Consider the following 17522-nt stretch of genomic DNA (forward strand, 5'->3'; position numbering starts at 1 on the left):
GCGAAGTCGTCAGGTGGGGTCAGGCGCGACGTCGCAGCTGCTGCCGGTGCTGGCAGCCATCTCGCGCGCGGCCTTGGCGCCTTCCACCTGCAGGATGTCGGGCAGCGATACGTGGTTCCTGGCCGCGATCACCTCGGCCAGGATCGAGATGGCGATCTCGGGCGGCGTGCGGCTGCCGATGTAGATGCCCACGGGGCCATGCAGCCGCGCCAGCTGCAGCTCGGTCAGGTCGAATTCCTTGAGGCGTTCGCGGCGCGCCTGGTTGTTGCGGCGCGAACCCAGCGCGCCCACATAGAAGGCCTTGGTGCGCAGCGCTTCCATCAGCGCCAGGTCGTCCAGCTTGGGGTCGTGCGTGAGCGCGATCACGGCGCAGCGCTCGTCCAGCTTCATGTCAGTGACGGTGTCGTCCGGCATGGTGCGCACCATGGTCACGCCGGGGATGTCCCAGGTCTCTGTGTATTCCTCGCGCGGGTCGCACACGGTGACCTGGAAGCCCAGGCCCACGGCGATCTGGCACAGGTACTTGGACAGCTGCCCGGCGCCAATCACCAGCATGCGGTAGCGCGGGCCGTGGATGGTCAGCAGGGTCTTGCCGTCGAACACCAGGCCGTCGGTGGCGTTGGCCGGGCCCAGCGTGGCGGTGCCGGTGGCCATGTCGAGCGTGCGCGCGACCAAGCGGCCGTTTTCCACGGCGTCGAGCAGCTCGGCGATGCCGCTGGCCGGGGTCAGCGGTTCGGTGAGCAGCTCGATGGTGCCGCCGCATGGCAGCCCGAAGCGGTGGGCTTCCTCGGCGCTGATGCCGTACTTGATCGCTTCCGGGTGGTCGGCGATGATGCCTTGCCGGCGCACGCGGTCGATGATGTCATCCTCGATGCAGCCGCCCGAGACCGAGCCCACCACCAGGCCGTCGTCGCGCACGGCCAGCATCGCGCCTTCGGGCCGGGGCGACGAGCCCCAGGTCCGCACTACCGTGACCAGCAGCACGCGATGGCCTTGCTGCTGCCACTGCACACTGTTCTTCAGGACTTCGAGATCCACGCTGTCCATGATCGTTTCCGCTTCGGTTCCTCTGTTGGTTCATTGTCGCCGGCGGCTGCGGCGGGGGCGCCGTCGGCCGCTGGCGTGTCGTCGGTGGCGTCTGGGGTGACGGCCTCGGTGAAGCGCGCAAAGAAGGTATCTGCCATCTTGCGTGCCGCGGCGTCCACCAGCCGCGAGCCGATCTGTGCGATCTTGCCCCCCACGTGGGCGTTGACGGTGTAGGTCAGCACGGTCTCGTCACCGTCTGGTTCCAGCCGGACCTGGGCGCTGCCCTTGCCGAAGCCCGCCGCGCCGCCCTGGCCATCGAAACGGATGGTGTAGCTGTCGGGGGCCTGGATGTCTTCCAGTGCCATGCGGCCCTTGAAGCGCGCCTTGACCGGGCCTACCGCGGCCGTCAGGGCCAGCTGGTAGGCGTTGTCGCCGTCGGGCTCGATACTCTCACATCCCGGGATGCATTGCTTGAGCAGCTCGGTGTCGTTGAGCGCTTCCCATGCCACCTGCTGCGGGACCGGCAGGCGCTGGCTCTGGTTCATTTCCATGGCGGGGCTTCCTTGTTGTGCCTGGCGAGGGCAGGGGTGGCGGCCCGGGGCGGGCCGCCATGGTCGGACAGCAGCGTCTCGAGCGCCAGCAGGCTGTCCAGGTTATGGGCCGGGCGCAGTGCGTCCACGTGCGGCAGGATGGCTTGCACGCCACGCGCCTGCGGGGTGAAGCCGGGGTAGCGCAGCAGCGGGTTGAGCCAGACGATGCGGTGCGCAAAGCGGCGCAGCCGTGCCATTTCGTCGCCGAGCAGTTCGATGTGCTCGTGGTCCAGGCCGTCGGTGACCAGCAGCACGGTGGCGCGTCCGGACAGCGTGCGCCGCGCCCAGTGGCGGTTGAAGCTGGCCAGCGCGGCGCCGATGCGGGTGCCGCCGGCCCAGTCGCGCACTTGGCCGGTGATCAGCGCGACGGCCTCGTCCGGGTCGCGTTCGCGCAGCGAGCGGGTGATGTTGGTCAGTCGCGTGCCGAACAGGAACACCGACAGCCGCTCGCGCGACTGCATCAGCGCATGGCAGAAGTACAGCACCGCGCGCGAGTACTGGCTCATCGAGCCGGAGATGTCGAGCAGCAGCACCACCGGCGGCTTGCGCTCGGCGTGCTTGCGGAATTTCCAGCGCAGCCACTCGCCATGCTGGCGCACCGCCAGGCGCGCGCTGGCGCGCAGGTCGGCATGGGTGCCGCAGGTGGCTGCGCGCAGGCGGCGGGTGCGCTGCAGTGCGAGATGGGCGCGGCGCGTGCGCACCAGGTGCTGCAGCGCGCGCCACTCTTGCGCGGTCAGGGTTTCAAAGTCGCGCTGCGCCAGGCGTTCCTGGTCGGAGAAGGTCAGCGGCACGTGGATGCGCTCGGCTTCGGTTTGCGCGGGCCGCGATGGCGTTTCGGGCTGGCGCGCGGCCAGGGCATCGGCCAGCCGGTTGCTGCGTTTGGGCGGCGGCGCGCCGCTGTCGACGCGCGGCAGCAGCAGCGCGCGCAGCTTGCCTTCCCAATCGGGATCGCGCCAGAACAGGTCGAAGGCGGCATCGAACAGCGGGCGCTGGTCGGGGCCGGACAGCACCAGCGCCGCCAGCGCGGCGCGCACCTCGTCGCACTGGCCGATATCGACATGGCGCAGCGCCTGCAGCGCATCGACCGCATGGGCCGGCGACAGCGCGAAGCCACCGTCGCGCAACAGCCGAATGAAGTGCGTGACGTTGCGCGCCAGCACCGGCAGGGCCGGTGCGGCAGGCCGTACAGCGGCGTGCAGCGTGGCCATCTTCAGCCTCCCGGCGTGGCACCCGCCAGCAGCTCGGCCACGGTGGGGCCGTCCACGCGCGCCAAGTCGTCCTGGTACTTGAGCAGCACGCCCAGCGTGTCGCGCACGGACTGCGGATCGAGCTCGGTCGCGCCCAGCGCGGAGAGCGCGCGGCACCAGTCGATGGCCTCGGCGATGCCCGGCGCCTTGAACAGGTCGATGCCGCGCAGCCGGTGGATAAAGTCGATGGCCTGGGCCTGCAGCGCCGTGGCGGCCTCGGGGGCGCGCGCGGCCACGATCTGCAGTTCGCGGTCGCGCTCCGGGTAACCCATCCACTGGTACAGGCAGCGGCGCTTGAGGGCGTCGTGGACTTCGCGGGTGCGGTTGGAGGTGATCACGATCAGCGGCGGACGCTCGGCCCGGATCACGCCGATTTCGGGGATCGACACCTGGAATTCGGACAGCACCTCCAGCAGGAAGGCTTCGAAGGGTTCGTCGGCGCGGTCGATCTCGTCGATCAGCAGCACGCGCGGGACGTCCGGTGCGGCAGGGTCGGGCAGCAGTGATTCCAGCAGCGGGCGCTTGAGCAGGTAGTCGTCGTGGTACAGCGACTGCGCCTCGGGACGTTCGCCGCGTGCCTCGGCCAGGCGCAGCGCCATGATCTGGCGCGGGTAGTCCCATTCGTACAGCGCGCTGGCGGCGTCCAGCCCTTCATAGCATTGCAGCCGCAGCAGCCGTGTGCCGAGCACGCCCGCCATCGCATGCGCCATGGCGGTCTTGCCGACGCCGGGCTCGCCTTCCAGGAACAGCGGCCGCTGCATGCGGATGGCGAGATAGAGCACCGTGGCGGTCTCGCGGTCGGCGAAGTATTGCTGGCGTTCCAGCTGGGCGATGGTGTCGTCGATGGAGGTGGGAAGCATGAGATTCTTTCTGTGCCGGCATGCCTCGCACGCCGACGGTTTGCTCCCCTCTCCCGCACGGCGGGGGGGCGGGGGAGAGGGCAGGAGGTTCGCGCGCGATAACGCTTGATTCAAGCGCCGGCCCTCTCCCCCGACCCCTCTCCCGCGGTGGCGGGAGAGGGGAGACCACAATGGGGAGAGGTAAAACTCGCGCTACCCCTTCGCCGCCGCCTCCACCGCCCGCGCCGCCAGCACCGGGATCAGATGCGCCCGGTACTCCGCCGACGCATGCAGGTCGGCGTTCAGCTTCGACGCATTGACCTTCACCCCACGCGCCGCCTGCGCGGTGAAGCTGGCCGACAGCGCCTGCTCCAGCGGCTGGCAGCGGAACACGCTGTCGGCCGCGCCTGTCACCGCCACGCGCACTGTGTTGCCGGTGCGCGCCACCATCACGCCCACCAGCGCAAAGCGCGAGGCCGGGTTGCGGAACTTGGCGTAGGCAGCCTGCTCCGGGATTGGGAAGCGCACCGCGGTGATCAGCTCGTCCGGTTCCAGGGCGGTTTCATAGAGGCCCTTGAAGAAGTCGTCGGCGGCGATGGTGCGGCGGTCGGTGACCACGGTCGCTCCCAGCCCCAGCACACCCGCGGGGTAGTCGGCAGCGGGATCGTCATTGGCGAGCGCGCCACCGATGGTGCCCATGGCGCGCACCTGGCGGTCGCCGATGCCGCCGGCCAGTGCCGCCAGCGCCGGGATGCGCTGGCGCACCTCGGCATGCTCGGCCACATCGGCATGGCGCGCGGCGCCGCCGACCACGATCTCATTGCCTTCGACGCGGATGTCGGCCATGCCGGGAATGCGCGCCACGTCCACCAGCACGGAGGGCGCGGCCAGCCGCAGTTTCATCGCGGCCAGCAGGCTCTGGCCGCCGCCGAGGAACTTGGCGTCGGGATCGGCCTTTAGCGTGGCCACGGCCGCCTTGGCATCCGCGGCGCGTTCAAAATTGAATGCGTACATGTCGGTTTCCTTTGCGGTGTGCGTGGGTCACGGCCGGGCGGCCTGGATGGCCTGCCAGACCCGGTGCGGCGTGGCGGGCATCTGGATGTCCTTCACGCCCAGTGGGCTGAGCGCATCCACCAGCGCGTTGATGAACGCCGGCGGCGAGCCGATCGCGCCGGCTTCGCCGCAGCCCTTCACGCCCAGTGGGTTGTGGGTGCAGGGCGTGCCGGTGGCGGTCTCGACGGTGAAGTCGGGCAGGTCGCCGGCGCGCGCCATGGCGTAGTCCATGTACGAGCCGGTCAGCAACTGGCCGCTGTCGTTGTCGTAGATGCACTGCTCCAGCATGGCCTGGCCCAGCCCCTGGCCGATGCCGCCATGGACCTGGCCTTCGACGATCATCGGGTTGATGATGTTGCCGAAGTCGTCCACCGCGGTGAACTTGACCACCTGCGACTCGCCCGTATCGGGATCGACCTCCACCTCGCACACATAGGCGCCGGACGGGTAGGTGAAGTTGGTCGGGTCGTAGAACGCGTTTTCGTTCAGGCCCGGCTCCAGCTTGTCGAGCGGATAGTTGTGCGGCACGTAGGCGGACAGCGCGACCTCGCCGAAGGTCTTGGTGCGGTCGGTGCCGGCCACGCGGAATACGCCGTTGCTGAACTCGATGTCGGTGTCGGCGGCTTCCAGCAGGTGCGCGGCGATCTTCTTGGCCTTGGCCTCGATCTTGTCGAGCGCCTTGACGATGGCCGAGCCGCCCACCGCCAGCGAGCGCGAGCCATAGGTGCCCATGCCGAACGGCACCCGGCCGGTGTCCCCGTGCACGATCTCGACCTGGTCCAGCTGCAGCCCGAGCCGGTCGGCGACCACCTGCGCGAAGGTGGTCTCGTGCCCCTGGCCATGGCTGTGCGAGCCGGTGAACACGGTCACGGTGCCGGTCGGGTGCACGCGGATCTCGCCCACCTCGAACAGCCCCGCGCGCGCGCCCAGCGCGCCGGCGATATTCGACGGCGCCAGCCCGCAGGCCTCGATATAGCAGGAATAGCCCAGGCCGCGCAGCTTGCCGCGCTGCTTCGCTTCGTCGCGCCGGGCCGGGAAGCCCTTGACGTCGGCCAGCTCCTGCGCGCGCGCCAAGCACGGCTCGTAGTCGCCGGTGTCGTAGGTCAGGCCCACCGGCGTGGCGTACGGGAACTGGCGGATGAAGTTCTTGCGGCGCAGCTCGGCCGGGTCGATCTTCAGCTCGTGCGCGGCGGTTTCGACCAGGCGCTCGACCACATAGGTGGCCTCGGGCCGGCCGGCGCCGCGGTAGGCATCCACCGGCGCGGTGTTGGTGAAGACCGACTGCACTTCGGCGTAGATCGCGGGCGTGGCGTACTGGCCCGCCAGCAGCGTTGCATACAGGATGGTCGGAACGCTGCTGGCGAAGGTCGACAGGTAGGCGCCCATATTGGCGGTGGTATGCACCCGCATCGCCAGGAACTTGCCGTCGGCGTCGAGCGCCAGCTCGGCCCTGGTCACATGGTCGCGGCCGTGCGCATCGGTCAGGAAGGACTCGGAGCGGTCCGCGGTCCACTTGACCGCGCGGCCGATCTTCTTCGAAGCCCAGGTCAGCGCCACGTCTTCCGGGTACAGGAAGATCTTGGAGCCGAAGCCGCCGCCCACGTCCGGCGCGATGATGCGCAGGCGCGATTCGGGCAGCCCCAGCACGAACGCGCCCATCAGCAGGCGTTCGACGTGCGGGTTCTGGTTGGCCACGTAGACCGTATAGCTGTCGTCCTGGCGCGTATAGCTGGCGTTGACCGCGCGCGGCTCGATCGCGTTGGGAATCAACCGGTTGTTGACGATGTCCAGCGTGGTCACGTGGGCGGCCTTGGCAAAGGCGGCGTCGGTGGCGGCCTTGTCGCCGTGGCCCCAGGTGTAGCAGGTGTTGGCGGGCACGTCGTCATGCACCAGGGTGGACGCCTTGGCGGCATCGGCAGCGCTGACCACGGCGGGCAGCTCTTCATAGTCGACGTCGATCTTCTCGGCGGCGTCGCGCGCCTGCTGCAGGGTCTCGGCGATGACCAGCGCGACCTGGTCGCCGACGTGGCGGACCTTGTCGTGGGCAATCACCGGGTGCGGCGGCTCCTTCATCGGCGAGCCGTCGATGCTGTGGATCAGCCAGCCGCAGGGCAGGCCGCCGACCTTGTCGGCCGCCAGTTCGTCGCCGGTCAGCACGGCGATCACGCCGGGCGCGGCCAGCGCCTCGGTCTTGTCGATCGAGCGGATGCGCGCATGCGCGTGCGGCGAGCGCAGGAAGTACGCGTAGCTTTGCTGCGGCAGCACGATGTCGTCGGTGTACTGGCCGTTGCCGGTCAGGAAGCGATAGTCTTCCTTGCGCTTGACCGGCGCGCCTACCAGGCGCTGGCTTTCGGGTGCGTTCATGGCCGTTCCCCCTTATTCCGCGCTGGCGGCGGTGCCCTGCATGGCCGCCTGGCCTTGCTGCACTGCGCGCACGATGTTGTGGTAGCCCGTGCAGCGGCACAGGTTGCCTTCCAGGTGCGCGCGGATGGTGGCGGCGTCGGCGCCGGGGTGTTCCTGCACCAGCGCGGTGGCGCTCATCACCATGCCGGGCGTGCAGAAGCCGCATTGCAGGCCGTGGCATTCGCGGAAGGCTTCCTGCATCGGGTGTAGCGTGCCGGGAGCGGCGAGGCCCTCAATGGTGGTCACGGCGGCGCCGTCGGCCTGGACCGCGAGGATATTGCACGACTTGACCGCCCGGCCATCCAGGTGGACCGTGCAGGCGCCGCACTGCGCGGTGTCGCAGCCGACGTGGGTGCCGGTCAGGCGCAGCTGTTCGCGCAGGAACTGGACCAGGAGGGTGTTGGGTTCTACCTGCGCGTCAACGGACTTGCCGTTGACCGTCAGGCGGATCGGAATCGCCATGCTTGTCTCCATGTGGGGTGGACGCGCATGACCAATTGCCCGAAATCCCGAACGAACTGCGTGGGACTGGCCACGACGCGGTACTGCCGCTTAAGACGGCTATAGGACGGCTAATTCGTGATATTGGTGCTGCCGCTACAACTGCTGTAGGTGCGCCAGCGCACGCGGCGAGCGGCTTCAATGCTGGCGCGAATGCTGCGGCCGGCGAACGATTGGCCACAACAGGCTCTAACAGTTAATCACAAATCGTGGGGCGCTGCCATGTGGTTTGCCCGCGCCCCGTTCGGGGCACAGCAGCTAGAATGAGCAGCGCCCACTGGCACCCGCCACGCTTACATGGAAGCCTTCTTCGACTGGCTGTTTGAAACCATTGCCCTGCCCAAGGTGGGCCTGCCCGCGATCTTTGTGGTCAGCCTGATCTCGGCCACGCTGCTGCCGCTGGGCTCGGAGCCGGCGGTGTTCGGCTACGTCAAGCTCAACCCGCATATGTTCTGGCCGGCGATCCTGGTGGCCACGCTCGGCAACACGGTCGGCGGTGCCATCGACTGGTGGCTGGGCTATGCCGCCAAGCTGGCACTGGTGCGCTACCACAAGCGGCGCCGGGCGCGTGAGCACGACCTTGAGCACCTGGAGCACCGCAAACATATGCGCAAGCCGCCCAAGCCCAAGCTCGATGCGCGCTACTTCCGGTGGATGCGCCGGCTCGGGCCGCCCACGCTGCTGTTCTCCTGGCTGCCCGGCATAGGTGATCCGTTGTGCACGTTAGCCGGCTGGCTGCGCCTCTCGTTCTGGCCCAGCCTGGCCTGGATGGCGGTCGGCAAGTTCATCCGCTACCTGTTCATGACCGCCAGCCTGCTGTGGATCCCGGACAGCTTTTGGCACAACATTGCGCAAATGTGGAAGGCCTGGTTCTGATCCGGTGCGCCGCCGGCACCACCGCAGGGCGCCGGTGCCACCGCCTAAATGTCGCCTAATCCCTTGTTCCAACAAGGATTCCTCGATGTTGCGGTGCGGCGAAACCGGGCCTTGCAGTACAATCGCGCTTTAATGAACGATTCGCGCACAGTCCTCGTGCGCAGCAGGAAGCGGTCCCCCAATGAACGCCCCACTCGTGCTCGACGCCAAGCTCGCCGCGCAGGACGCCCCGCCGCGCCTGCGTGAAATCCCCTATAACTACACGTCCTTCTCGGACCGCGAGATTGTCATCCGCCTGCTCGGCGAGGAAGCCTGGCGCATCCTGGACGAGCTGCGCAGCGAGCGCCGGACCGGCCGCTCCGCCCGCATGCTGTACGAGGTGCTGGGCGATATCTGGGTGGTTCGCCGCAACCCCTACCTGCAGGACGACCTGCTGGAAAATCCCAAGCGCCGCCAGATGCTGGTCAGCGCGCTGCACCACCGCCTGAACGAGATCGAGAAGCGCCGCGCGGCCGACCGTGCCGAGCACGCCGAGCCCGCCGCCGAGGACCGCTCGCACCGCGTGGAGCAGCTGGTCGCCTTCGCCAAGCAGGCGATCGAGGATTTCAAGAACGAATTCGCCGCCGCCTATGACCTGCGCAAGCGCGCCCAGCGCGTGCTGGGCAAGGTCACGCAGAAGGACAACATCAAGTTCGACGGCCTGTCGCGCGTCTCGCACGTGACCGACGCCACCGACTGGCGCGTGGAATATCCGTTCGTGGTGCTGACGCCGGATACCGAGGAAGAGATCGCCGGCCTGGTCAAGGGCTGCTTCGAGCTCGGCCTCACCATCATCCCGCGCGGGGGCGGCACCGGCTATACCGGCGGCGCCGTGCCGCTGACGCCGATGAGCGCGGTGATCAATACCGAGAAGCTGGAGCAGCTCGACCCGGTCGAGCAAACCGACCTGCCCGGCGTGTCGCACAAGGTTGCGACCATCTTCTCCGGAGCCGGCGTGGTGACGCGCCGCGTGGCCGATGCGGCCGACAAGGCCGGCCTGGTGTTCGCGGTCGACCCGACTTCGATCGATGCCTCGTGCATCGGCGGCAACGTGGCCATGAACGCCGGCGGCAAGAAGGCCGTGCTGTGGGGCACCGCGCTGGACAACCTGGCCTGGTGGCGCATGGTTGACCCGGAGGGCAACTGGCTGGAAATCACCCGGCTGGACCACAACCTGGGCAAGATCCACGATGTGCCGGTGGCCACCTTCGAACTGAAGTGGTCGGACGGCAACCGTGCGCCGGGCGAGAAGGTGCTACGCACCGAGACGCTGGCGATCGAAGGCCGCAAGTTCCGCAAGGAAGGCCTGGGCAAGGATGTCACCGACAAGTTCCTGGCCGGCCTGCCGGGCGTGCAGAAGGAAGGCTGTGACGGCATCATCACCAGCGCGCGCTGGATCCTGCACCGCATGCCGAAGTTCATCCGCACGGTCTGCCTGGAGTTCTTCGGCCAGGCGCGCGACGCCATCCCCAGCATCGTTGAGATCAAGGACTTCCTTGATGCGGAGACGAAGAAGCCCGGCGGCGCCATCCTGGCCGGCCTGGAGCACCTGGACGAGCGCTACCTGCGCGCGGTCGGCTACGCCACCAAGAGCAAGCGCAACGCCTTCCCGAAGATGGTGCTGATCGGCGATATCGTCGGCGACGATGAAGACGCCGTGGCGCGCGCCACCTCGGAAGTGATTCGCATGGCCAACGGCAAGAGCGGCGAAGGCTTTATCGCCGTCAGCCCCGAGGCGCGCAAGAAGTTCTGGCTGGACCGGTCGCGTACCGCCGCCATCGCCAAGCACACCAACGCCTTCAAGATCAATGAAGACGTGGTGATTCCGCTCAATCGCATGGGCGAGTACACCGACGGCATCGAGCGCATCAATATCGAGCTGTCGATCAAGAGCAAGCTCAAGCTGGTCGACACGCTGGAAGCGTTCTTCGCGCGCGGCAACCTGCCGCTGGGCCGCAGCGACGACGCCAACGAAATCCCCAGCGCCGAGCTGCTGGAAGACCGCGTGCAGCACGCGCTGACGCTGCTGCGCGAGATCCGTGCGCGCTGGCGCTACCTGCAGGACCACATGGACGTGCCGCTGACGCAGGCCAAGGCCTCGCTGATCGGGCATGGGCTGGGATTGCTGGGGCAGGAGTTCGACGCGCGCCTGCAGCAGCAGCCTGACGCCACCGTGTTCCACCTGCTGCAGGACCGCACCATCCGCGTGTCCTGGAAGGCCGAGATCCGCGCCGAGCTGCGCAAGATCTTCAACGGCGGCGAGTTCAAGCCGATCCTGGACGAGGCCCAGAAGATCCACAAGCAGGTGCTGCGCGGCCGCGTCTTCGTGGCGCTGCACATGCACGCCGGCGACGGCAACGTGCACACCAACATCCCGGTGAACTCCGACGACTACGACATGCTGCAGGACGCGCACCGCGCGGTGGCCCGCATCATGGCGCTGGCGCGTTCGCTCGACGGCGTGATCTCGGGCGAGCACGGCATCGGCATCACCAAGCTGGAATTCCTCACCGAGGAAGAGATCGGCGACTTCCGTGCCTACAAGGCCAAGGTCGACCCGCAGGGCCGCTTCAACAAGGGCAAGCTGCTGCCCGGCGCCGACCTGCGCAATGCCTACACGCCGTCGTTCGGCCTGATGGGGCATGAGTCGATCATCATGCAGCAGAGCGATATCGGCGCCATTGCCGAGAGCGTCAAGGACTGCCTGCGCTGCGGCAAGTGCAAGCCAGTGTGCGCCACCCACGTGCCGCGCGCCAACCTGCTGTACAGCCCGCGCAACAAGATCCTGGCGACTTCGCTGCTGATCGAAGCCTTCCTGTATGAAGAGCAGACCCGCCGCGGCATCTCGGTCAAGCACTGGGATGAGTTCTCCGACGTGGCCGACCATTGCACCGTGTGCCACAAGTGCGTAACGCCGTGCCCGGTCAAGATCGACTTCGGCGACGTGTCGATGAACATGCGCAACCTGCTGCGCAAGATGGGGCAGAAGAAGTTCAACCCCGGCACCGCGGCGTCGATGTTCTTCCTCAACGCCACCAACCCCGAGACCATCAACCTGACCCGCAAGGTCATGATCGACTGGGGCTACAAGGCGCAGCGCCTCGGCAACGACGTGCTGAAGAAATTCGCCAAGAAGCAGACCGCGCATCCGCCCGCGACCGTGGGCAAGGCGCCGGTGCGCGAGCAGGTGATCCACTTCATCAACAAGAAGATGCCGGGCAACCTGCCCAAGAAGACCGCGCGCGCGCTGCTCGACATCGAAGACAACGAGATCGTGCCGATCATCCGCGACCCGAAGGCAACCACGCCGGAATCGGAAGCGGTGTTCTACTTCCCGGGCTGCGGCTCGGAGCGGCTGTTCTCGCAGGTCGGGCTGGCCACGCAGGCGATGCTGTGGCACGTCGGCGTGCAGACCGTGCTGCCGCCGGGCTACCTGTGCTGCGGCTATCCGCAGCGCGGCAACGGCCAGTACGACAAGGCCGAGAAGATCGTCACCGACAACCGCGTGCTGTTCCACCGCGTGGCCAACACGCTGAACTACCTCGACATCAAGACCGTGGTAGTGAGCTGCGGCACCTGCTACGACCAGCTCGCCGGCTATGAATTCGACAAGATCTTCCCGGGTTGCCGCATTATCGACATCCACGAATACCTGCTCGAGAAGGGCGTGAAGCTGGAAGGCGTGACCGGTACGCGCTACATGTACCACGATCCCTGCCACACCCCGATCAAGACCATGGACCCGACCAAGCTGGTCAACGACCTGATGGGCGGGAACACCGGTCTGGGCAAGATCGAGAAGAACGAGCGCTGCTGCGGTGAATCGGGCACGCTCGCGGTGACGCGTCCGGATATTTCGACCCAGGTCCGCTTCCGCAAGGAAGAGGAAATGACCAAGGGCGCAGACAAGCTGCGCGCCGACGGCTTCACCGGCGACGTCAAGATCCTGACCAGCTGCCCGTCGTGCCTGCAGGGGCTGTCGCGCTACAAGGAAGATGCTTCGGTGCAGGCGGACTACATCGTCATCGAGATGGCCAAGCATTTGCTGGGCGAGAACTGGATGCCCGAGTACGTGGCCAAGGCCAATGCCGGCGGCATCGAACGCGTGCTGGTGTAAGCCAACGCCATGACGCGCGCTCCCAACTGCCCGCTCTGCGAGACCGACGGCGGCGAACTGGTCTGGATGGGCGACCGCGCCCGGCTGATCCTGGTCGAGCATGACCGTTTCCCTGGCTTCTGCCGCATTGTCTGGAACGACCACGTGGCCGAGCTCAGCGACCTGGACGATGCCGACCAGGCCTGGCTGATGCGGCTGGTCGCACGTGTCGAACGGGTGGTGCGCGAGGTCATGGCGCCGGACAAGGTCAATCTGGCGGCCTTTGGCAATATGGTGCCGCACCTGCACTGGCACATCATCCCGCGCTACCGCTGGGACACCCATTTCCCCGAGGCGATTTGGGCCGCGCCGCAACGCGCGGCGGATGCCGTGCGCGTGCAGGAGCTGGCCAGTCGGCTGCCGGCGCTGCGTACGGCGCTTTCGCTGCTCGAAGCCGGCGACGCCTGAGTGGTGCGCGGAACCCACGCCTGGCCGTGACCGTCTGAATGCTGTTGCCGCCGTGGCCTGCCGCCACGGTATCCAGAACAACAAGCCCGGCCGGCATCCGCTGACGGGCCAAGCGCTGCCGCTATGTCCTCCACTCCGACCTCCGTCACCGTACCGGGCCCGGCCGTCCCTGCCCGGGCCCTCAAGATCCAGAGCCGGCTGCGCATGGCCGCCACCTGGGCACTGATCAAGCCTTACTGGAAATCCGACGACCGCGTCGCCGGGCTTGGCCTGCTGGCCCTGGTGGTCGTGCTCAACCTCGGCATCGTCTATATCAACGTGCTGCTCAACGAGTGGAACCGCGTGTTCTACAACGCGCTGGAGCAGCGCGACTACGCCTCGTTCAAGGTGCTGCTGCTGCGCTTCTCGTGGATCGCGGCGTTCTTTATCGTGGCGGCGATCTCGCGCCAGTACTACACCATGATGCTGCAGATGCGCTGGCGTACCTGGATGACCGGCCGCTTCATGGGCCACTGGCTCGGGCACCAGGCCTATTACCGCATCGAGCAGACCCACACCACCGATAACCCTGACCAGCGTATCGCCGACGATCTGCGCCAGTTTACCGACGGCGCGCTGTCGTTGTCGCTCGGGCTGCTCAACTCGGTGGTGACGCTGCTGTCCTTCGTCGGCATCCTGTGGACGGTATCGGGGCCGATCAGCTTTGCAATGGGCGGCACCGAATGGACCATTCCCGGTTATATGGTGTGGTTCGCGGCGGGCTATGCGGTGATCGGCTCGCTGGTGGCGCACGTGGTCGGCCGCCCGCTGATCGGCCTGAACTTCCAGCAGGAACAGTACGAGGCGGATTTCCGTTTCACGCTGGTGCGCCTGCGCGAGAACAGCGAGCCGGTGGCGCTGTACCGCGGCGAGCCGACCGAGCAGGCCGGCCTGCGCGCGCGCTTCGACCGCATCCGCGCCAACTGGAACCAGTTGATGCGCTATACGCGGCGGCTGACCTTCGTCAGCTCCGGCTACGCGCAGTTCGCCATCATCTTCCCGATCCTGGTGGCGGCGCCGCGCTACTTCGCCGGCAAGATGACGCTGGGCGGTCTGATGCAGACCAGCTCCGCCTTCGGCCAGGTGCAGGGCGCGCTGTCGTGGTTTGTCGACAGCTACGCCACGCTGGTGGGCTGGAAGGCCGCCGCCAACCGCCTGATCGATTTCCAGGAAGCGATCCGCGTGGCCGAGCGCCAGGACATGGCGCCGGGCGGCGTGCGCGATATCGAGGTGGAACATACCGGCAAGCCGCAGAATGGCATCACCATCGACGGCCTGGCGCTGGCATTGCCGGTACGCGCCGCGCGCAGCGCGGCCGTGGGCCAGCGGCCGCTGGTGGCGCCGTTCTCGCTGTCGGTCGCGCCGGGCGAGCGCTGGCTGGTCAGCGGCCCGTCTGGTTGCGGCAAGAGCGTGCTGTTCCGCGCGCTGGCGGGGATCTGGCCGTACGGCAGCGGCACCGTGACCATGCCCGACGGCGCGCGCATGCTGTTCCTGCCGCAGCGCAGCTACCTGCCGATCGGCACGCTGGCCGATGCGCTGGCTTACCCCGACGCCGGCACCGTGCACAGCGCGGAAGCGCTGCAGGCGGCGCTGCGCCAGGCGCGGCTGGCCGCACTGGTGGACCAGCTCGACGTGTTCGACAACTGGTCGCTGAGGCTGTCGCCGGGCGAACAACAGCGGCTGGCGTTTGCGCGCGCACTCTTGCAGAAGCCCGACTACCTGTTCCTGGACGAGGCCACCAGCGCGCTGGACGAGGAAACCGAGGGCGTCATGTACAAGCTCATGGTGGACTCGCTGCCCGGTGCGGCCATCGTCAGCATCGCCCACCGCAGTACCGTGGCGGCCTTCCACGGCCGGCGCCTGCGCTACGTGCCGCAGGATGGGGACGCCGCCCGGGCTGCGCAAGCCGGCGAGCCTGGGGTAAGCTATCGGGTTGTATGCGAAGCGTGATGCCGTGCCGTACCGGCAGCATCGCGCGGCAATCACCCCCCTCAGGAGCGACCCTAACCGGGCCGCGATCATCATGGCAGGCCTGGAAAAAGACACCCCTCATCCCACCGCGCTGACCGTCCATACGCAATCCCGCGTGCTGGAGATCGGCTTCGACAACGGCCGCAGCTTCCGGCTGCCGTTCGAGCTGCTGCGCGTGTATTCGCCGTCCGCTGAAGTCCAGGGCCACGGCCCGGGGCAGGAAGTGCTGCAGACCGGCAAGCGCGAGGTGGGCGTCAACGCGGTCGAGCCGGTCGGCAACTACGCGATCCTGATCCGCTTTACCGACGGCCACGACACCGGCATCTATTCCTGGGACTTGCTGTACCGCCTCGGCGACAACCAGGATGCGCTCTGGCAGGACTACCTGCAGCGCCTGGAAGCCGCCGGCGCCGACCGCGACACCCCGATGCCCGCCGCCGGCGCTGCCGGCGGCCACGGCTGCGGCCATCACTGAGCCGCGCCGAACCGATTACCCTGGAGTCTGAAAGATGAGTGAAACCCACTTCGGGTTTGAAAAGGTCGACGAAGCGGAAAAGGCCGACAAGGTTGCCGGTGTATTCCATTCGGTGGCAAGCAAGTACGACGTGATGAACGACCTGATGTCCGGCGGCATGCACCGGCTCTGGAAGATGTTCACCATCGCCCAGGCCGGCGTTCGCCCCGGCCACAAGGTGCTGGATATCGCCGGCGGCACCGGCGACCTGGCCAAGGCGTTCGCCAAGCAAGCCGGCCCGACCGGGCAGGTCTGGCTGACCGACATCAACGAGTCGATGCTGCGCGTGGGCCGCGACCGGCTGTTGAACAAGGGCATCGTCACGCCGGTGTGCCTGTGCGACGCCGAGCACATCCCGTTCCCGGACAATTACTTCGACCTGGTCACGGTGGCCTTCGGCCTGCGCAACATGACGCACAAGGATGCCGCGCTGGCCGAGATGCGCCGGGTGGTCAAGCCGGGCGGCAAGGTCATGGTGCTGGAATTCTCCAAGGTGTGGAAACCCCTGGAGAAGGCCTACGACGTCTATTCTTTCAAGGTGCTGCCGTGGCTGGGTGAGCGGGTGGCAGGGGATGCCCCCAGCTATCGCTATCTCGCGGAATCGATCAGAATGCATCCAGACCAGGTTTCACTTGTACGCTTGATGGAACATGCGGGCCTGGAAAATGTCGAATACTTCAATCTGACGGCCGGAGTGGTGGCGCTCCACGTCGGGCGCAAGTATTAAGAAGACTTGAAATCGCCATGCCTCGCCCGCATATAGGGTGAAACTGACAGGGGATAGCAGAATATGTCGTCATTTCGTGGAAAATTCCTGGTTGGGTCGCTGATTACCGCGATTGCCTTCGGGATGGTGTTCGACGCCAATGCCAAGCGCATGGGCGGTTCGCGCAGCATCGGCAAGCAGTCGTCGACGGTCACGCAGCAGCGCCAGCAGGCGCCGCAGCCCACTTCGCCGACCCAGCAACCGGCCCAGCAGCCTAATCAGGCAGCCCCGGCCACGGCTGGCGCCGCCGGCGCGGCTGCCGCGGCAGCCCCCAAGCGCAACTGGGGCGGCATCCTGGGCGGCATCGCCGCCGGCCTGGGTATCGGCTGGCTGCTGTCGCACTTCGGCCTGGGCGGCGCGGCGCTGGGCTTCCTGTCCAACCTGATCCTGATCGCGCTGGTGGCGTTCGCCGCGATCTGGCTGATCCGCAAGTTCCGTGGCGGCAGCAAGCGCACCCAGCAACCGGCCTACGCCGGTGCCGGCAACGCGCCGAACCTGGATCGCAGCGCCGAGCCCATGTTCCGCGGTGAGCCGACGCCTGTGTCTTCGGGTAGCCCGGCCGCCAGCACGGTACTGCCGGCAGCATCGGCGGCCCCGGTCGCGGCCGATGCCGTGGCCCAGCAGCCGTGGGGCGTGCCGGCCGACTTCGATACCGAAGCCTTCCTGCGCAACGCCAAGGTCCACTTCGTGCGCCTGCAGGCCGCGTGGGATGCCGGCAACCTGGACGACATCCGCGAGTTCACCACGCCGGAGATGTTCGCCGAGATCAAGATGGACCTGTCCGAGCGCGGCGCCGAGGTCAACAAGACCGACGTGGTCACGCTGGAAGCCCAGCTGCTCGGCATCGAGTCGGCCGCGGCCCAGCATATCGCCAGCGTGCGCTTCTCGGGCATGATCCGCGAGAAGTCCGGCGAGGCGGCCCAGCCGTTCGGCGAGGTCTGGAACCTGGCCAAGCCTGCCAGCGGCACCGGCGGCTGGCTGCTGGCCGGCATCCAGCAAGAGTCCTGATGCCGCACCCGCGGCGGTGATGCGCCGGGGGGAGTAGCTTAGAATGGAGGCCCACGCGAAAGCGTGGGCCTTTTTTGTTTGGGACG

At 67.5% G+C, this 17522-nt stretch carries 14 protein-coding genes; 7 read left to right on the forward strand and 7 right to left on the reverse strand.

Annotation, left to right across the window (positions count from 1 at the left end; translation table 11 throughout):
- Positions 1-9 precede the first annotated feature (9 nt).
- From AC3WL8_RS08980 to AC3WL8_RS09010, 7 genes are all read right to left on the reverse strand, one after another.
- The gene (locus tag AC3WL8_RS08980; protein ID WP_492378165.1) at positions 10-1047 is read right to left on the reverse strand and encodes an XdhC family protein; all 1038 of its coding nucleotides are present in this window, start codon (positions 1045-1047) and stop codon (positions 10-12) included.
- On the reverse strand, positions 1020-1577 hold the full coding sequence (locus AC3WL8_RS08985) for an SRPBCC family protein (protein WP_211980697.1): 558 nt from the start codon (positions 1575-1577) through the stop codon (positions 1020-1022). The genes AC3WL8_RS08980 and AC3WL8_RS08985 overlap by 28 nt, the downstream gene beginning before the upstream one ends.
- Positions 1568-2824, reverse strand: a complete 1257-nt coding sequence (locus AC3WL8_RS08990; RefSeq protein ID WP_492378166.1) for a vWA domain-containing protein — start codon at positions 2822-2824, stop codon at positions 1568-1570. Before AC3WL8_RS08990 ends, AC3WL8_RS08985 begins: the two co-directional genes overlap by 10 nt.
- Positions 2825-2826: 2 nt before the next feature.
- On the reverse strand, positions 2827-3723 hold the full coding sequence (locus AC3WL8_RS08995; RefSeq protein WP_492378167.1) for an AAA family ATPase: 897 nt from the start codon (positions 3721-3723) through the stop codon (positions 2827-2829).
- Positions 3724-3915: 192 nt separating this feature from the next.
- Complete coding sequence (locus AC3WL8_RS09000; RefSeq protein WP_492378168.1) at positions 3916-4716, reverse strand: FAD binding domain-containing protein; 801 nt, start codon at positions 4714-4716, stop codon at positions 3916-3918.
- A gap of 27 nt (positions 4717-4743) precedes the next feature.
- Positions 4744-7119: a xanthine dehydrogenase family protein molybdopterin-binding subunit gene (locus tag AC3WL8_RS09005; protein ID WP_492378169.1), complete on the reverse strand. Its 2376-nt coding sequence runs from the start codon at positions 7117-7119 to the stop codon at positions 4744-4746.
- A 12-nt stretch (positions 7120-7131) separates the two neighbouring features.
- Positions 7132-7620 carry a (2Fe-2S)-binding protein gene (locus AC3WL8_RS09010; protein ID WP_013955528.1) on the reverse strand — a complete coding sequence of 163 codons (489 nt, stop codon included), beginning with the start codon at positions 7618-7620 and terminating at the stop codon, positions 7132-7134.
- Between the two features lie 336 nt (positions 7621-7956).
- Here AC3WL8_RS09010 and AC3WL8_RS09015 point away from each other — a divergent pair, with 336 nt between their 5' ends.
- From AC3WL8_RS09015 to AC3WL8_RS09045, 7 genes are all read left to right on the forward strand, one after another.
- Positions 7957-8535: a YqaA family protein gene (locus tag AC3WL8_RS09015; RefSeq protein ID WP_013955529.1), complete on the forward strand. Its 579-nt coding sequence runs from the start codon at positions 7957-7959 to the stop codon at positions 8533-8535.
- A 181-nt stretch (positions 8536-8716) separates the two neighbouring features.
- A complete protein-coding gene (locus AC3WL8_RS09020; RefSeq protein WP_013955530.1) occupies positions 8717-12691 on the forward strand; it encodes a DUF3683 domain-containing protein in 3975 nt (1324 codons plus the stop codon).
- A gap of 9 nt (positions 12692-12700) precedes the next feature.
- On the forward strand, positions 12701-13138 hold the full coding sequence (locus AC3WL8_RS09025; RefSeq protein ID WP_013955531.1) for an HIT family protein: 438 nt from the start codon (positions 12701-12703) through the stop codon (positions 13136-13138).
- Positions 13139-13261: 123 nt separating this feature from the next.
- The gene (locus tag AC3WL8_RS09030; protein WP_013955532.1) at positions 13262-15127 is read left to right on the forward strand and encodes an ABC transporter ATP-binding protein/permease; all 1866 of its coding nucleotides are present in this window, start codon (positions 13262-13264) and stop codon (positions 15125-15127) included.
- A gap of 73 nt (positions 15128-15200) precedes the next feature.
- The gene (locus AC3WL8_RS09035; RefSeq protein WP_010814444.1) at positions 15201-15623 is read left to right on the forward strand and encodes a gamma-butyrobetaine hydroxylase family protein; all 423 of its coding nucleotides are present in this window, start codon (positions 15201-15203) and stop codon (positions 15621-15623) included.
- A gap of 34 nt (positions 15624-15657) precedes the next feature.
- On the forward strand, positions 15658-16389 hold the full coding sequence (gene ubiE / locus AC3WL8_RS09040; RefSeq protein ID WP_013955533.1) for a bifunctional demethylmenaquinone methyltransferase/2-methoxy-6-polyprenyl-1,4-benzoquinol methylase UbiE: 732 nt from the start codon (positions 15658-15660) through the stop codon (positions 16387-16389).
- Between the two features lie 63 nt (positions 16390-16452).
- A complete protein-coding gene (locus AC3WL8_RS09045) occupies positions 16453-17436 on the forward strand; it encodes a Tim44 domain-containing protein (protein ID WP_211980702.1) in 984 nt (327 codons plus the stop codon).
- Positions 17437-17522: the final 86 nt, after the last annotated feature.

The sequence above is a fragment of the Cupriavidus sp. FW305-F7 genome, assembly GCF_058782875.1.

What these genes read in the sequence shown, in the direction of transcription:
- AC3WL8_RS08980 (WP_492378165.1), bottom strand. Translation starts at nt 1,047, where the DNA reads ATGGACAGCGTGGATCTCGAAGTCCTGAAGAACAGTGTGCAGTGGCAG.
- AC3WL8_RS08985 (WP_211980697.1), bottom strand. Translation starts at nt 1,577, where the DNA reads ATGGAAATGAACCAGAGCCAGCGCCTGCCGGTCCCGCAGCAGGTGGCA.
- AC3WL8_RS08990 (WP_492378166.1), bottom strand. Translation starts at nt 2,824, where the DNA reads ATGGCCACGCTGCACGCCGCTGTACGGCCTGCCGCACCGGCCCTGCCG.
- AC3WL8_RS08995 (WP_492378167.1), bottom strand. Translation starts at nt 3,723, where the DNA reads ATGCTTCCCACCTCCATCGACGACACCATCGCCCAGCTGGAACGCCAG.
- AC3WL8_RS09000 (WP_492378168.1), bottom strand. Translation starts at nt 4,716, where the DNA reads ATGTACGCATTCAATTTTGAACGCGCCGCGGATGCCAAGGCGGCCGTG.
- AC3WL8_RS09005 (WP_492378169.1), bottom strand. Translation starts at nt 7,119, where the DNA reads ATGAACGCACCCGAAAGCCAGCGCCTGGTAGGCGCGCCGGTCAAGCGC.
- AC3WL8_RS09010 (WP_013955528.1), bottom strand. Translation starts at nt 7,620, where the DNA reads ATGGCGATTCCGATCCGCCTGACGGTCAACGGCAAGTCCGTTGACGCG.
- AC3WL8_RS09015 (WP_013955529.1), top strand. Translation starts at nt 7,957, where the DNA reads ATGGAAGCCTTCTTCGACTGGCTGTTTGAAACCATTGCCCTGCCCAAG.
- AC3WL8_RS09020 (WP_013955530.1), top strand. Translation starts at nt 8,717, where the DNA reads ATGAACGCCCCACTCGTGCTCGACGCCAAGCTCGCCGCGCAGGACGCC.
- AC3WL8_RS09025 (WP_013955531.1), top strand. Translation starts at nt 12,701, where the DNA reads ATGACGCGCGCTCCCAACTGCCCGCTCTGCGAGACCGACGGCGGCGAA.
- AC3WL8_RS09030 (WP_013955532.1), top strand. Translation starts at nt 13,262, where the DNA reads ATGTCCTCCACTCCGACCTCCGTCACCGTACCGGGCCCGGCCGTCCCT.
- AC3WL8_RS09035 (WP_010814444.1), top strand. Translation starts at nt 15,201, where the DNA reads ATGGCAGGCCTGGAAAAAGACACCCCTCATCCCACCGCGCTGACCGTC.
- ubiE (WP_013955533.1), top strand. Translation starts at nt 15,658, where the DNA reads ATGAGTGAAACCCACTTCGGGTTTGAAAAGGTCGACGAAGCGGAAAAG.
- AC3WL8_RS09045 (WP_211980702.1), top strand. Translation starts at nt 16,453, where the DNA reads ATGTCGTCATTTCGTGGAAAATTCCTGGTTGGGTCGCTGATTACCGCG.